The following is a 16,683-nucleotide window of genomic DNA, read 5'->3' on the forward strand; positions in this document are numbered from 1 at the left end:
AACTGAGATTTTAGTCAACAGGTCACCCCTGTTAGTAATCATTCATAGAGGTAATGAACACCATAATCAAAAATGACTGGTACAAGGATTTTTTTGCGGGCCTCAACTGCCTGATGTGGGAGCGGGCAGCCACCAGTGATTGGACCCGGCAGGAAGTTGATTTTCTAATGGCAACCCTGAAAGTGCAACCTGGGGCTGCACTGCTGGATATTCCGTGTGGTTTTGGTCGGCATACCCTGGAACTGGCCAAACGGGGATTCTACCTGACAGGCATCGATATATCGGCCGAATATGTCCACAAATTGCGGGCGGAGGTAGCGGCTCAACACCTGACCGTGACTGTAATCCATGGCGATCTTCTGACCGCTGAAATCAGCTCTGGCTTCGACGGAGCCTACTGCATGGGTAATAGTTTTGGTTATGTCGATGAGGCAGGCATGCAGTTGTTTGTTCAAAAAGTAGCCGGAGCCTTAAAGCCAGGGGCTCACTTTGTGCTCAATTCAGGTTTAGTGGCCGAAAGTATTTTACCCAACTTTCCCCTCACCAAACACTATGTACTGGGCGATTTGCAGATGGATATACGCAATACGTATGTGGTCGGCGATAGCTGCATGGCCACCGAACTCACCTACTCACAGGCCGACCGAGTTGAAAAGCAGTACTTCAAACACTATGTCTATACGCTCTCATCCATCAAGAGACTACTTGCCCGCTATGGCCTGGAAACAGTGGCAGTCTATAACTCTACTGAGCAACTTCCTTATGAGCTGGGCGATGCGCAATTGTATTTAGTGGCTCAGAAAAGTTAGTAGGCAGTGTGAGGGTTACTGATCGGGAAGTCGTTTCTGGGTTAGTTGACGGTACCGCGTCTGACGTTGTTTTGATTGATTTAACTAGTTTCCACGCTAATCAAGTACCTACGTGTTTAACCAATGCTGAACCATATAACTAAATTAAAACAGATAAATTCCTGGCGCTATCCAGTTGCAGTTACCGATTCGATTGGCTTACGCCATAAGCACAAGTGCCGGCTTGTTAAGCAAAAACAGCCATTCATCCAATTGCCGATGGTAGATAAGCGCTGTTACTATTCCTTTGAGCCAACAAATCAGCCTTAGCCATGAGCCTAACGAAAGTCCTTTTGATCTTCACCTTTCTGGTGTTTAGTGTGGTCAGTATCAGCACGATTCTGTGGCTGTTAAACCAACGAAGTGACTTTACGCCAATTCTGGCCATACTGCTTCTGATCATTCATGGCTGGATATTCCTTAAAACGAAAGCTTTCACTAAAAACCCGTTTAAAAACTAATGCGAAAAACTATAATTTCAATTGTTTCAGCCCTTGGGCTTCTGCTTTTGGTCAGTCAGTTTGTTATTTCCTGTACAACAATCGATGCTAGCCATGAAGGTATCAAGGTCAGCAAAATTGGCTCCGACCGGGGAGCCTCCGACATTGAGAACGTGACAGGTTGGGTTTTCTATAATCCATTGACTTCCTTTATTGAGCAATATCCTACCTTCACCCAGACCAAGGATTATGATCCCTTTACGGTAAGTGCCAAAGGAGGTACGCTATTTAAGATCGACCCCACGCTGAACTATCACCTGGTAAAAGGACAGGGCGCTTCCGTTTATCGCAAGTATCGAAAGGAATTGCCCGACATCGAGAATAACATCCTGCGTACTATTGTTTACAATTCGTATCGGGACGTTGCGAACACCTTTACGCCTGATTCTCTGGTTAATAACCGGGTTAGTTTTGAAGATCAGGTAGAAGCTAAATTGCAGAAAGCACTGGTCAATGATGGCTTTGCCTTTGAGAATATTACCTCCAATCTAACCCCGCCCGAATCGCTGCAGGCCATGATTGATGCCAAGAATACGGCTGTGCAGAATGCACTCCGACTCAACAATCAGGTAGCTGCCGAAAAAGCATCGGCTGAAATTGCCGTGACCAAAGCGAGCGGTATTGCCCGCGCCAAAATCATTGAAGCCGAAGCCGAAGCCCGAGCCAATGAGCTGAAACAAAAGACGTTAACGCCCATGCTGATTCAGCAGCAGTGGATTGCCAAATGGAACGGTAGCTTACCAACCACACAACTTGGCAGTAGTTCAACGATGATACAAATGCCGATCAAATAATGGTTGAGTGGTAAATCAGTATTCAGCCAATTTTGTTCGAAGGTGGTGTGACAGATCGACGGAGATCAGTAACAAGCTAAAACTAGTTACTGGACTTCGTCGATCTGTATTTTGGAGGGGATGTAATTTGGTCTCACTTAAAAAATCAGGCGACTAGAAGAAAGTTGAGAAAGTGGTTTTTCATCCACTGGTCAGGTTGAACAGTCGCTACATTGCGGTATATCCAAACAAACACATCGAGCATTGTTTGAATGGGGTAAAAGTTCTTGAGTACAAACGGGCTTCATCTGCCTTTAGGAATTTAGTGGTCATCAGTAAATACTCGAGCTTTGCCCGCTTCGGTAAAGCGACAAATGGGCGAATTATGTGGTCACTCAATGAAGCGCTTTTTCGCAGGATTAATAGCTAAGAGATTAACTAAACTTATTCGTAAAACCGTATTCCTATGGATCGTCGGAAATTTATTAAGCATACCGCTGTGGCTACCGCGAGCACGACCATTTTGAACTTTCCTATTTATGGCAAAAATGCGCCCAGTAATAAGGTCGTTGTGGCCGTAATGGGTGTCAACAGTCGCGGTTCGTACCATGCCAGGTCGTTTTCCAAACTGCCTAATGTGGAGGTGGCCTACCTCTGCGATGTGGAAGATAAGGCCATTAAAAATGGGTTGGATGCGGTGAAAGATGCCAGCCGCAAACCCACCATCATAAAGGACATCCGCGAGCTGGTGACCAAAAAAGACTTCGACGCACTGCTCATTGCTGCTCCTGATCACTGGCACGCTCCGGCAGCGCTGATGGGCGTAGCCAATGGCAAACACGTGTATGTCGAAAAGCCCTGTAGTCAGAATCCGTACGAGAGTGAAATGCTCATTCAGGCTCGTGACAGGTACGGCAAACTGATCCAGGTGGGTAGCCAGCGCCGGTCGTTTCCAACCCTGATCGAAGCGGTGAAAGAAGTGCGGGGCGGGGCCATTGGCAATCCCTATTTTGCCAAGTCCTGGTACACCAACTCCCGCAAATCGATTGGCGTAGGCAAGAAAATTGCCGTACCGAGCACCCTGGATTTTAACCTCTGGCAAGGCCCGGCACCCCGTCAGGACTACCGGGATAATCTGGTTCATTATAATTGGCACTGGTTCTGGAACTGGGGTACCGGTGAAGCCTGCAACAACGGTAATCACGAAATCGATTGTTGCCGCTGGTTTCTGGGTGTTGATTTTCCCTCGAAAGTTACCTCGTCGGGTGGGCGATATGCCTTCAAAGATGACTGGCAGACGCCAGATACGCAGGTTGCTACGTTTGAGTTTGACAATGGGAAAGCCATTACCTGGGAAGGGCGCAGTTGCAGTTCATTTCCCATCGATGGTAGCGGCCGGGGCTTCATTATTTATGGCGACAAAGGCACGCTCGTGAATAAAGGTGGGGGCGATTACCAGATTTTTGATGAGAAGAACAAGCTTGTCAAAGAGATCAAACCCGACACTGTACTCGACCCCAACAACACCGTTAGCGCAACGGGTGATCTGGAGTTGACGCACTTCACTAACTTCGTGGAAACCATCCGGGAGAATACGAAACTGACGGCTCCGATTGAGGAGGGACATAAAAGCGTATTGCTCTGTCATTTAGCCAACATCGCCCAGCGAACGGGTTCTACCTTGCACTGCGACACCACGAACGGGCACATCAAAGACAATAAAGCAGCCACACAACTCTGGAAACGGGAGTACGAAAAAGGCTGGGAAATGAAGGTGTAATGGTTTTTTTGTCAGGATTTATCGGATAAAACAGGATTGATTTGACAAACAAAAACTGGTTTATTCGATAAATCCTGATCCGTTTTCCACTCCTCTTTTCACACTGGATACTGACTAGAATTTCCAGTTGCATACGAACGGTTAGCACTAAATAAATTAACCGCTAAGCGGCTAATTTCCGTAGTTCAGCCGAGAAATTGCCAAGTATTTTCTGCTACTCGCTCAAGCTTTGTTGATCAGCCGTTGTACTACTCTAAACACGGCCAAAGACCCCATTGGTACGTACGCACGCTCCGGGGCAAGGCACATCGACAACCCGCCAATCATTACAAACGGCTGCTTCGGTTCTTTCGATGTCCGCAGGCACTTTGCTGACAGAGTATGTTGAACGATTCACGTTTCGCTTACACAGTGGCCAAGTCAATTATCTCGCATTAGACTCAACCAATCTCCCAATTGGTTAGAAATGGTACGGCCAGCTCACTCACAGTTTAAAAGCGGTACTCAAAGGATCAGCGCGCAACTACTGGATTTCAAGCGGTTTTGGGACGGGTGCAGGTCTGGTTTGATGGTCGTCCCAAAGATCAAATGGCATTTCGTCAAATATTCTGGCGAATAAAGTCCAACTGGGCAACTACTCCTAATTTGTTGAAAATCAATGAATAGGTTGATTTTAGTTGAAAATATTCACCCTTAAAGTTTAATAAAAAATAAAAATAGTCAAAAATGCTTGACTTCCTGAAATCGGCTTTTACCTTTGTATTCAACATTGTTGAATTTCAATAAACTCTGTTATAGTGCTTGCCTGATTGGTTCGCCATTGTCTCGAATGCACATGCCTTAAACCCAAACCTTACTCGTTCATGAAGAAAACTATCCGAAATCCGCATAGGGATTTTACAAGATTCCTATGCCCTGTTCTCTCTATAGCTTTCCTGTTTCAAGGGGCTTTGGAGACGTATGCTGCAGGGCCTGTTGAGCGACTTGAAACGTACACTATTTCAGCCTCCGGGCTGGCAATGCCTCTACTTACTCGATCCGGAAAAAAGCCTGACAACGTAGCAAAAAGCGTGGACCGGACCATTTCGGGAAAGGTGACCGACGAGAATGATCAACCCTTGCCTGGGGTCAGTATCGTGGTAAAAGGCTCGACCATTGGTACGGCCAGCAAAGCTGATGGGACATTTTCGCTAAACGTTAAAGAGGGGTCTGTTACCTTGGTTTTCTCGTTTATGGGCTACGTGGCGCATGAAGTGGCTACTGGCAATAAAACCTCCATCGACGTGAAGCTGCTGCCCAACGCCGAGCAGTTGAAAGAGGTTGTCGTCGTGGGCTATGGCACGCAGCAAAAGAAGGATCTGACCGGATCGGTTGGCTCCATCTCCGCAAAAGATATTGAAACCTCGACCATCAATACACCGGACAAAGCCTTGCAGGGAAAAATAGCAGGCGTGCAGGTTCATACGAACTCGCACGCACCCGGCGGTGGCATTGCCGTTCAGGTTCGTGGAACGGCGTCTTTGTCGGCGGGCGGCTCTCCACTCTACGTAATCGATGGAATGCCGATCAGCAGTGGTACGCAAACGAGCGCCAGCACGGACGCTGGTTCGTTTGGGGGGGCTCCGAATCCATTAAACTCGATTGATCCATCGGATATCGAGTCGGTACAGGTGCTAAAAGATGCCTCAGCAACAGCTATTTACGGTTCGAGAGCGGCCAATGGCGTTGTTCTGATCAGCACCAAACGAGGGAAGGCGAATCAACACAATGTCGATTTCGATATTTCGGTCGGCGTCCAGCAGGCCCGGCGCAAGCTTCCCTTTCTGAATGCGGAACAATGGGCGCAGCAAGCCAATGAACGCGCTACGTTGCTGAGCCGACCGCCAACCTACACGCAGGCTCAGGTAGCCGCTTTTGGGAAAGGCACCGACTGGCAGAATGAAGTGTTTCAGGCTGCTCCCCGGCAGGCCTATAAACTGGCGTTTTCGGGCGGTGGGCAGAATCTGCGCTATTTGATTGGGGGCAATTACACCAGCCAGAATGGCATTTTGCCCGGTTCCAGTTTCAAGCGATATGGTACAACGATCAACCTGGACGCTGATGTCAGCAAGCGGTTACGGATTGGCGAAAGTTTGCTTTTTAGCGTAACGGATCAGTATACGGTGCCAACGGATACAAAGGGCTACGAGGGCATCTCCAATGTGATCAATGCGATCTATCAGGCTCCGCCAACCATTCCGGCGCGGGATAGCCTCGGTTTGCCCAACAACCTACGCAACTTCCCGCTTGGGAGCGGCCTGGAAAATCCGTTGACCATGACCGAACAGTACAAGCAGTTGAGCAATACGCTACGCTTGATTGGTACGGCCTATGCCAACTACAACATCATGGACGGTCTGGATCTGGACATTCGTGTAGGGGCTGACATTCGGGACTGGCGCTACCACGAATATTATCCAATCGGCTCAGAAGCGGCAGCGGGCGCGAGTGGAAAAGCCCGTCAGATTGCGGTTCGAAACATCAACATTACCAACGCCAATACGCTGACCTACACAAAAACGATCAATAATCTCCATAAGCTTAAAGTACTGGGCGGGTTTACCTACCAGCGGGAGAAAAACGAAACGATGGATGCATCGTCCTTTGGCTTCCCCAGCGATGTGTTTCAATACTATAACCTGGGCCTGGGTAGCAGTCCCCAAACGCCGGGCAGCAATCAGAATGAATGGACGCTGATTTCGTATCTGGGTCGGGTAAACTATACGTTCAACGACAAGTATCTGCTGACGGCGTCGATCCGGGCCGACGGCGATTCGAAATTTGGAGCCAATAACAAATACGGAATTTTCCCCTCGGTTGCGTTGGCCTGGCAGCTGGGCGACGAACCTTTCATCCGAAATCTGGGTGTTTTCGACCTGTTGAAATTGCGGACTAGTTTCGGGCGGACGGGCAATGAATCCATCGGCGTATATAGGTCACTGTCACTGCTTGGTACGTCGTTTGGTACGCGTAGTTCCTATATTTTCGGCGGCTCGAAGGTGCCGATTGCGTATCCCAACAACATTCCCAATCCTGACCTGAGCTGGGAGAAAACGCAGGAATACAATTTGGGCCTTGATTTTTCACTATTCAAAAACCGACTCAGCGTTTCGGTCGATGCGTATTACAAGAAAACAACCGATCTGCTGCTCGACGTGCCGATTTCGTCTCAAACCGGCTTCAGCAGTGTGTTGAAAAATACGGGCGCAATGCTCAATAAAGGTATTGAAATAGGCGTAAACAGTACGAATCTGGCTGGTAAACTGGGCTGGACAACGAACTTCAACATTGCCTTTAACCGCAACGAGATTTTATCATTGGGTGGGGCGCCTTATCAATATACCGGCTGGGTTGGTGGTGGGAATGTAACACCCCACGATAAGAACACGGCTCGACTGGAGCCGGGGCATTCGGTCGGGGAGTTCTACGGTTCGATATATGAGGGTGTCTGGAAATCAACGGAGGAGATCAAGCAGGTGGGCACAATGCCAGCCGCCAAACCCGGTGATATTCGCTACAAAGATGTGAATGGTGATGGTACCTATAACACCGAAAGCGACGACGTATTTCTGGGTAACCCGAACCCAAAATTCAATTTTGGCCTAACGAACGATCTGAATTATGGCCCGCTCAGTTTGCATGTGTTTATGTATGGTGAATACGGCAACTCAGTCCTTAATCTGGCCAAGCAGCAGTGGTTATTAGACGGATTGGGCGTGTCGGCCATGCGGCTGGATCGCTGGTCACCCACGAATCCGAACGGAATTTATCCGGGGGCGGGGGCATCGAATCCCCAGCGCGTCAGCTCGATTATGGTCGAAGATGGGTCATTCCTGCGTATCCAGACCATCGCACTGACCTGCAAACTACCTTCGTTCTCCAAGTTTATCAAAAATGCCCGGATTGGCATCGGGGTTGATAATCTGGCAGTGCTGACGAAATACACGGGCTATGATCCTGAGCTGAATTCATACGGTTCCAGTAACACGACTAAAGGGATGGATCGTTACGGTTATCCATCGGCCCGCACCTTCCGTCTTGATCTTAAACTGGGTTTTTAACTCCTAACCAGCCATTTCCATGATTACCCTAGTTAAAACCAACAAAGTCGCAGCCATCTGCGTGGGGTTACTCCTCGCCGGAAGCACTGGCTGTCAGGATATATTAGACGAAAAAGTATACAGCCAGGTTGCCGTCGATGCCTTTTACAAAACCAGCGATCAGGCGCAGCTGGCATTGAACGGCGTGTATACACGACTCTGGGACGATACGTATCGCGATGGCCAGTGGGTGACGCTGGGCGATGTAACGGCGGGCATCCTGATTGGGGGTGGCTCGGCCAACGGTTCCGGCGATCGATCAGGCGTTACCAACGATTTCAATACGTTCTCCTGGAATTCCGACGCGCTTGAATTATCGACGGCCTGGGATTTTTATTATGCCGCCATCAACCGGGCGAACGTATTGATTGATAAACTGGCTGGTTCTACGATCTCGAACAAGGCGCGGCTGGATGGCGAAACCCGGTTTTTGCGTGCTCTTTTTTACTTTAACCTGGTCCGTATTTTCGGTGGCGTTCCGCTCCAAACGCAGGGTACTACGGATCTGAGTGAAGTAAACAAACCGCGCAACACTGCCGAAGAAGTTTACGCATTTATTGGTAAAGATCTGGAAACGGCCGCCAGCGAATTGAGTCCCTATAGCGAGGGCGATCATACCGCGGGCAAGGCGACCTCGCTGGCTGCTACGTCGCTGCTGGCGAAGGTGTACCTGCAACAACGGCAATGGCAAAAAGCTGCCGATGAAGCCAGGAAAGTAATCGATTCGAAAGCGTTCGACCTGATGGCCGATTATGAAACCATTGTGAACCCAGACTTTCGCAATGGCAAAGAAATGATCTTCTCGATCCAGCATGGCGGCAATGCCAATAGTACTTCGCAACTGTACCAGACCCGGATGATCTATCTGTTCGGGCCACCCGCCATGTCGTTGTCCAATGGGACCAGCATACAGTTCCACTTTCTGAAAGACCTGGTTATTTTCCAGGCGCGGAAGGAGTTTTTTGCCAACTCACCCGATACGTACCGAAAGTGGTGGTCGGTGCGGGATAAGATGCCGTACTACTACAAAAATGGCATCAAAGACCTGGTCCGTGATACGGTGAAAATGTACGCGCCATTCCTGACTAAATTCAATCGGGTCGACTTTTCGACAGGCATCCTGAAGGAAGGCGTGGACTATCCGTTGATTCGGTACGCGGATGTGCTGCTAACCTACGCCGAAGCGATCAATGAATTGGGGAACCCAACCCCGGCTGCCTACGAAGCTATCAATAAAGTCCGGCAACGGGCGCGGGCTGTGGGTACGGCCAATGCGCAGCCCGCCAGTCTTTACCCGGATTTAGCTGGGCTCAGCCAGGCACAATTTCGGGATGCGTTACTGACCGAACGGGCCCGTGAATTCGTTGGCGAAGGACATTATCGATGGGATTTGCTACGTCACGATCGACTGATTACCAACGCCAAACAACTGGGCATTACGGCAGCCGCCGACAAACACACACTGTTCCCGATTCCGGCGCTGCAACTAAGTCGCAACACGGCCTTAAAGCAAAACCCAGGGTATAATTAGGACTCATCAAGCTTAATTCTACTTAAACCTATAAGGTTTTTGAAACCTTATAGGTTTGAATGCAGCCAATCGCTATTTCTTACCTTTTTTATATTCTATGAATCAACGTAAACGCAATTCCTGGCTAAAGCTGATTGCACTTAATGCCTGTATGCTCAGCTCTCTTCTCAGCACCGATTTACTGGCGCAGACCAGTACTGACAAACCCACACAGATTGAAGTTGATCTGACGAAAGACAAAGGTCCACTGAAACCAATCTGGGCGTGGTTTGGCTATGACGAACCCAATTATACGTACATGAAGGACGGTAAGAAATTACTGACCGAAATCTCTAAGTTGAGTAAAGTGCCGGTCTACGTTCGGGTGCATAGTCTGCTGGTTACGGGCGACGGGGAGGCCGCGCTAAAATGGGGTTCCACCAATGCCTATACCGAAGACGCGAACGGCAAGCCAGTCTATAACTGGACCATCGTCGATAAGATTTTCGATACGTTCATCGAGCGCGGTATGAAACCCATTGCTCAGATTGGATTCATGCCGCAAGCTCTTTCCACGAAGCCTGAACCCTACCGGCACCATTGGAAACCCGGTGATAATTACAATGACATTTACCTCGGCTGGGCCTACCCACCCAAAGATTACGCCAAATGGAGCGAGCTGGTCTATCAGTGGGTGAAGCACTCCGTCGCGAAATACGGTCAGAAAGAGGTCGAAAGCTGGTACTGGGAACTCTGGAATGAACCCAACATCAGCTACTGGAAAGGCACTACAGAGGAATACATCAAACTCTATGACTATACCGCCGATGCCGTGAAGCGGGCTTTGCCAACCGCCAAAATGGGCGGTCCCGAAGTGACAGGACCGGGTAACGAAAAATCGCATACATTTTTCAAAGCGTTCATGGACCACATTGTCAATGGAAAGAACTATGTAACGGGAAAGGTCGGTACCCCAATTGATTTCATTACATTCCATGCTAAAGGCGCGCCCAAACTGGTGGACGGGCATGTGCAGATGAACATGGGCACGCAGTTGCGCGACATCGACAAAGGCTTTGAAGTCGTAGCGTCGTACCCCAGCCTTAAAAACCTGCCGATCATTATTGGTGAGTCGGACCCGGAAGGTTGCGCGGCCTGCTCGGAGGATTTTAGCCCCCAGAATGCCTACCGCAATGGCACGATGTATTCCAGCTATACGGCCGCTTCATTTGCCCGCAAATATGACCTGGCACAGTCGCGTGGTGTTAACCTGGCCGGTGCGGTTACCTGGGCGTTTGAATTTGAAGACCAGCCCTGGTTCCGGGGATTTCGCGATCTGGCCACCAACGGCGTCGATAAACCCGTTCTGAACGTATTCCGCATGTTTGGCATGATGCCGGGCAATCGGGTTGAGGTAAAAAGTGGGTTAGCGTATGATTATGCTCGTGTGCGGGATGAGAGCGTACGCGCCGAAGCAGATATCAATGCCCTGGCGTCTAAAGATGCCAGATCGGCGGCTGTAATGGTGTGGAACTACCACGATGATAACGTTCCGGCTGCCGACGCGCCTGTTTCGGTTCGGTTGAAAGGATTACCGAACAAGAAAGTTACGCTCCATCATTACCGCATTGACAAGGAGTTCAGTAACTCGTATGAAGTCTGGAAGAAAATGGGCTCGCCCAAGAATCCAACGACCGAACAGGTGGCCGAACTGGAAGCAACTGGTCAGTTGAAAGAGCTTTCTGCACCCGAATCAGTACCAGTAACCAGTGGTGAAGCCACTTTGAATTTCGCCTTACCCCGGCAGGGTGTATCCCTGCTAAAGCTGTCGTGGGACTAATTCAAACCTTGATTACAACCATTTTAACCAGTTTTTTAAGCCCTGTCACTTGAAATATGTCTACTTTCGTTCAACAATATTGAACGAAAGTAGACGAAGGAATATGATTTCAATCGACAATAATACCAGCAAGTTGAACCTGGGAGATCGGATTAAAATCCTGCGGATTAACCAGAACCGGACACTTCAGGAAATCGCGGATGCCAGCGATTTGTCTAAAAGTATGATCTCGAAAATTGAGAACAATAAAACGGTTCCGTCGGTGGCGGCTCTGGTTAAAATCGCAAATACACTGGGTACAACAATCTCCAATTTACTTGAACATGACGGCTGGCTGAATGCTATTGTGACGCCCCGCCAAAAAGCGGAAGAAAGCCTGACGCAGACGGATAAAGGGTACTCGATTTATCCTTATGCGTCGGAATACCACGAGAAGAAAATGCAGCCTTTTCTATTCGTGGGTAAAAAAGGGGAAGTTAAACCGCATGAGCTGTCCCACGAGGGCGAAGAGTTTATCTACGTCATTCGGGGCCAGATGAAAATGCAGGTTGGTGAGGTTGAATATCAACTCAAAGAAGGCGACAGCCTTTATTTTAACTCCTCCCTGAAGCACGGCATTCAGCCGACTTCTGATGAGGTAGCCTATTTAGACATCTTTGTTTAATTCGTAAGTACCATGAAAATTCGTGCCGTCAGGACTAAACTCTACCAATGGAACGGGCCGGTAAAAACCGGTGATACCATCTTTGCGACGCCCCTCAGCCCGCTTCACTTTCAACAGGATTCTCAGGCCGCTTTCCGGTTTTTTAGCTGGCTGGTTGTCGAAATCGAAACCGATGAGGGGCATATCGGTATTGGCAACGCGGGTCTTTGTCCCGACGTAACCAAGAAGATCATCGACAGCAAACTGGCCTCGCTCCTGATCGGCGAAAATCCGCTTAACACCGAATATCTCTTTGAAAAAATGTACCGCTCGACCGTTGCCTACGGTCGGAAAGGTGCCGTCATTGCCGCGATCAGTGCGCTGGACATTGCCTTGTGGGACATTAAAGGGCTGGCCTTCAATCAACCTGTGTTTATGCTGCTGGGCGGACGGACCAAACCGCAGATCGAAACGTATTACAGCCGGTTGTACACCCGCGATCTGGACAGTTTACAGGCCGAAGCCGCTCACTACAAAGCCGAAGGATTTACGGGAATGAAACTCCGTTGTGGTTATCCGCTGACGGATGGACTGGCCGGGCTGAAGAAAAACGTAGAGATGGTCCGTGTTGTGCGGGAGACCGTCGGCGACGATGTAGACATCATGCTCGAAGCCTATATGGGTTTCAATTTTCCCTACGCCAAACAACTCCTCAAAGCGCTGGAGCCCTACAATCTGCGCTGGGTCGAAGAACTAATGCTGCCCGACGAGATCCAAAATTTCGCCAAGCTAAAACAGTACACCGATATCCCGCTGTCGGGCGGGGAGCATGAATACACACGCTACGGTTTCCATGATCTGTTGCAGACCGGTGCGCTCGATATTTTCCAGTTTGATACCAACCGGGTTGGTGGCTTCACCGAAGCACAGAAAATCTGCAATATGGCACTGGTACATGGTGTCGAGGTGATTCCACACGGTGGACAGATGCACAATTTGCACGTCGTCATGAGTTCATTCGCCTGCCCCATGGCCGAATATTTCCCCCAGACCGAAATTGAAGTCGGCAACGAAATGTTCTGGTATATTTTTGATGGTGAAGCTATTGCCGAAAACGGCAAACTCCAGCTCGACGATACTAAACCCGGCATGGGTCTGACCTTAAAAACCGAAGGACTCGAACACTTTACCATCATCGACTAACCAACCTGACTGAACGTATTATGGAACAAATTTCGGTGGAACATAGCATTTTAGACCTGTTCAAGCTGCACGGTCAAACGGCGCTGGTGATAGGCGGGAACCGGGGACTTGGTTTGGCGATGGCTCAGGGATTAGCGGAGGCAGGGGCTAATATTGTGATTGCTGCCCGCGATGAAGCCACGAATCTGCAATCCGAAGAAGCGATCAAATCGACCTATGGAGTTGATTGTATCAGCACCATTTGTGATGTAACGGCCGAAAAAAGCGTCAGATCGGCTGTTAATCAGACGGTAGATCAGTTCGGGAAAGTCGATATTCTGATCAATTCCGCCGGGATCAACATTCGGGGTGCCATTGAAGATTTATCCCTCGATGACTTTACGAAGGTACAGCAGGTCAACGTAACGGGTACCTGGCTGGCCTGCCGCGAAGTGATTCCAGTCATGAAGCAGCATGGATACGGTCGGATCATCAACATCGGCTCGATGCTGGCGTTGACGGCTATCCCAGACCGTACGCCCTATGCCACCAGTAAAGGTGCCATTCTGCAACTGACCCGCTCGCTGGCCATGGAAGTGGCTAAAGAAGGCATTACGGTCAATGCCATTTTGCCGGGCCCTTTCGCTACAGATTTGAACTTGCCCTTGCTTAATGACCCGGAGAAATATCAGGCATTCATCGCCAAAATTCCAATGGGCCGCTGGGGCGAACTTCACGAGATAAGCGGTATTGCGCTGTATCTGGCCAGTCGGGCGTCCAGCTATGTAACGGGCTCCTGCTTTTCGGTGGATGGCGGCTGGGTAACTCAGTAACCCACAGTATTTTATCATTATTCCTAAACCTTCCCCAACTTCATGGAAACGACACGATTAGTGCAACTGTCGGATGCTTCTCAGCAACGGCGGGTTGCTTTGGTGCAGGAACCGTTGCTGCGATTTCTGCAAAATACTACGTCAATTTATACGCTTGCGCTTGACGCAATTCAGAATAAACAGCCTCTCACTGATCTCATTCAAAGTCGATTGTCAGATGAGACGATTGATTATCAGCCCGTGTACGACGGCCAAAGTACCTGGAAACTATTGCCTGCTTTCGATCATCCCGAAGGGCCGTTCGGGTGTATAGTGTCAGGAACGGGTTTAACCCACAAAAACAGTGCATTAAACCGACAGATGATGCACGAGTCGGCCGTTGAAAAGCCAACCGATAGCATGCAGATATACCAGTGGGGCGTTGAAGGCGGCTCACCGGAACCGGGAACAATCGGTGTGCAGCCGGAGTGGTTTTACAAAGGGAATGGTGCGTTTCTGCGGGCGCACGGTCAACCACTGGAAGTGCCTGAATACGGAAACGATGGGGGAGAGGAGCCTGAAGTGGCGGGGGCATACCTGGTAGATGAAGCCGGTACGCCCTGGCGAATTGGTTTTTGTACGGGGAATGAGTTTTCCGACCATATCATGGAGAAAAAGAACTACCTGTATCTGGCGCCTTCCAAGTTACGCCAGTGCGCTATTGGCCCTGAACTGGTCGTTACCGATGACTTCAGTGAATGGACGGGTACGGTGAGCGTCGACAGGAACGGAACGTCTCTTTGGTCGTCTCCCATCCGAACGGGCGAGAAAAACATGGCCCACAGCCTGCAAAATCTGGAATACCACCATTTTAAATACGAAGCTCACCGATTGCCGCTTCAGGCACACGTGCACTTTTTTGGGGCGGATGCCTTCAGTTTCGGCCAGGGAATTGCGTTGCAGGACGGCGATTTGATGCGCGTTGAGTGGAGTGGCTTAGGCCGTGCACTGCAAAATCCACTCAGACTCACAAACGCGACCGAGCAGTTATTGACTGTCCAGGCTTTATGATCAACTAATAGAACGCGGATGTTTATGATAATTATGATTTAAACTTCAAATCTTAACTTATCATAAACATCCGCGTTCTATTTTGCTTCCTCAACCCTCATGGAAAATCAGATTGGTTTACTGGGTGACGTTAAACCGCTGAAAATGCGTTGGGTCATGGTGAGCCTGGCATTTCTGGCCACAGTGCTCAACTACGTTCACCGACTTTCATTCAACTATCTGAGTGCGGATGGTGATCTGCGGAAGCTTATTCCCGACGATGCGTTCGGCTACATTGGCACCGCATTTTTTGTGGCTTACATGCTGTCCAACGCCTTTTCAGGCTTTGTGATCGATAAACTTGGCACGCGCGTCGGGTATGCGTTGTGTATGGCTTTCTGGACGAGTGCCGGGTTGGTTCATGCTTTTGCCGTTACGCCCCTACAGTTCGGTATCTGTCGATTTTTTCTGGGCATTGGCGAAGCTGGAAACTGGCCAGCCGCTATCAAACTGACCAGCGAGTGGTTCCCGCCGAACGAGCGGTCCACGGCGTCGGGAATTTTCAACAGCGGTTCAGCTTTGGGTGCTGTGATTGTGCCGCCGATGGTCGCTTATCTGGGCGTTGAATACGGCTGGCAAGCTACGTTCGTCATTCTGGCGGTTTTTGGATACCTATGGCTGGCTATTTTCTGGTTTACATACTACACACCCGAACAATCGGCGAAAGAGGCTAAAGCTCGAATTATTCCACCCCTGAAACTACTCAAAACCCGGTTTGTGATCATGTTCACACTCTCCAAAACCTTCATGGACCCGGTTTGGTATTTCGTTACATTCTGGATCGGGCGTTACCTGGTCGACGTTCATCACTGGGATTTGAAACAGATTGGCTGGTATGCTACGATTCCCTTCATCATCGCCGATGTAGGCAATCTGGTCGGCGGGTATTTCACCCAGTACATTATCAAACGGGGCGTTCCGATTCCCAAAGCGCGGAAAATCGCGGTTGCCATCGCCGGGTCGATTATGGGAGTATCCTTGTTGCTGGGACCGCTTGTCATCACTACTCCCTTATCGGCGTTGTTGATTTTCGGGATGGCCGGATTTGGCTATACGGCATACACGGCTAATTCGCTGGCGTTTCCGGCCGATGTAGTGCCGAAAAGCGCGGCTGCCTCCGTTTGGGGATTGGCCTGCGTTGGCACGGGGCTTGGCGGGGCTTTGTTTCAGTCGCTGTCGGGGCTGATTCTGAAATCCTATTCAGGTACATTAGGCTATGCGGCTGCCTACAACATACTGTTTATTGGTTTTGGGGTAGTAGCGCTGATTGGTTTATTGATTATGATGTTGTTCATGGGGCCGCTGGTTAAAAACAAAGAACTCCATCAGTACGTCGAAGCGGATGTTTCCGTTTTACAGGCTTAACGGACTCAATGCCAATACTATCAGGACTTTCGCTTCGAGTCGTGCCACCGGAGCGAACGTCCTGTTTCATTAAGGTGGTCTACATGTATTGCAGCCATTCGTTTGTTCCTGCCAGCTTTAGTTCCGGTTTGTTTGTTTCTTTAGGCAATAAAGGCTGCAAGCCCCTATCTTCATGCTGGGA

General features: G+C 49.6%; 12 protein-coding genes. All 12 read left to right on the top strand.

Going from position 1 to position 16,683, the window contains the following annotated elements; genetic code table 11:
- The first annotated feature begins 53 nt into the window (after window positions 1–53).
- The 12 genes from GJR95_RS35890 to GJR95_RS35945 all read left to right on the top strand — a co-directional run bounded on the left by GJR95_RS35890 (window position 54) and on the right by GJR95_RS35945 (window position 16,502).
- Window positions 54–809: a class I SAM-dependent methyltransferase gene (locus GJR95_RS35890; protein WP_162390438.1), complete on the top strand. Its 756-nt coding sequence runs from the start codon at window positions 54–56 to the stop codon at window positions 807–809.
- Between the two features lie 311 nt (window positions 810–1,120).
- Entirely contained in the window at window positions 1,121–1,309 is a 189-nt protein-coding gene (locus GJR95_RS35895; RefSeq protein ID WP_162390439.1) for a hypothetical protein, read from the top strand.
- Window positions 1,309–2,142, top strand: coding sequence for an SPFH domain-containing protein (locus tag GJR95_RS35900; RefSeq protein WP_162390440.1), 834 nt, complete (start codon window positions 1,309–1,311; stop codon window positions 2,140–2,142). Before GJR95_RS35895 ends, GJR95_RS35900 begins: the two co-directional genes overlap by 1 nt.
- A gap of 445 nt (window positions 2,143–2,587) precedes the next feature.
- A complete protein-coding gene (locus GJR95_RS35905) occupies window positions 2,588–3,901 on the top strand; it encodes a Gfo/Idh/MocA family protein (protein ID WP_162390441.1) in 1,314 nt (437 codons plus the stop codon).
- A 1,019-nt stretch (window positions 3,902–4,920) separates the two neighbouring features.
- Window positions 4,921–8,001, top strand: a complete 3,081-nt coding sequence (locus GJR95_RS35910) for a SusC/RagA family TonB-linked outer membrane protein (RefSeq protein ID WP_198424773.1) — start codon at window positions 4,921–4,923, stop codon at window positions 7,999–8,001.
- Window positions 8,002–8,020: 19 nt separating this feature from the next.
- Complete coding sequence (locus GJR95_RS35915) at window positions 8,021–9,571, top strand: RagB/SusD family nutrient uptake outer membrane protein (RefSeq protein ID WP_162390443.1); 1,551 nt, start codon at window positions 8,021–8,023, stop codon at window positions 9,569–9,571.
- A gap of 97 nt (window positions 9,572–9,668) precedes the next feature.
- Window positions 9,669–11,390, top strand: a complete 1,722-nt coding sequence (locus GJR95_RS35920; protein WP_162390444.1) for a GH39 family glycosyl hydrolase — start codon at window positions 9,669–9,671, stop codon at window positions 11,388–11,390.
- A 103-nt stretch (window positions 11,391–11,493) separates the two neighbouring features.
- Window positions 11,494–12,054 carry a helix-turn-helix domain-containing protein gene (locus GJR95_RS35925; RefSeq protein WP_162390445.1) on the top strand — a complete coding sequence of 187 codons (561 nt, stop codon included), beginning with the start codon at window positions 11,494–11,496 and terminating at the stop codon, window positions 12,052–12,054.
- Between the two features lie 12 nt (window positions 12,055–12,066).
- Window positions 12,067–13,236 carry an enolase C-terminal domain-like protein gene (locus GJR95_RS35930; RefSeq protein ID WP_162390446.1) on the top strand — a complete coding sequence of 390 codons (1,170 nt, stop codon included), beginning with the start codon at window positions 12,067–12,069 and terminating at the stop codon, window positions 13,234–13,236.
- A gap of 20 nt (window positions 13,237–13,256) precedes the next feature.
- Window positions 13,257–14,048: an SDR family NAD(P)-dependent oxidoreductase gene (locus GJR95_RS35935; RefSeq protein ID WP_162390447.1), complete on the top strand. Its 792-nt coding sequence runs from the start codon at window positions 13,257–13,259 to the stop codon at window positions 14,046–14,048.
- A 42-nt stretch (window positions 14,049–14,090) separates the two neighbouring features.
- The gene (gene araD1 / locus GJR95_RS35940; protein ID WP_162390448.1) at window positions 14,091–15,098 is read left to right on the top strand and encodes an AraD1 family protein; all 1,008 of its coding nucleotides are present in this window, start codon (window positions 14,091–14,093) and stop codon (window positions 15,096–15,098) included.
- Between the two features lie 99 nt (window positions 15,099–15,197).
- Window positions 15,198–16,502, top strand: coding sequence for an MFS transporter (locus GJR95_RS35945; protein WP_162390449.1), 1,305 nt, complete (start codon window positions 15,198–15,200; stop codon window positions 16,500–16,502).
- The last annotated feature ends 181 nt before the right edge of the window (window positions 16,503–16,683 follow it).

The organism is Spirosoma endbachense (assembly GCF_010233585.1).
In the GTDB taxonomy this organism is placed as follows: Bacteria; Bacteroidota; Bacteroidia; order Cytophagales; family Spirosomataceae; genus Spirosoma; species Spirosoma endbachense.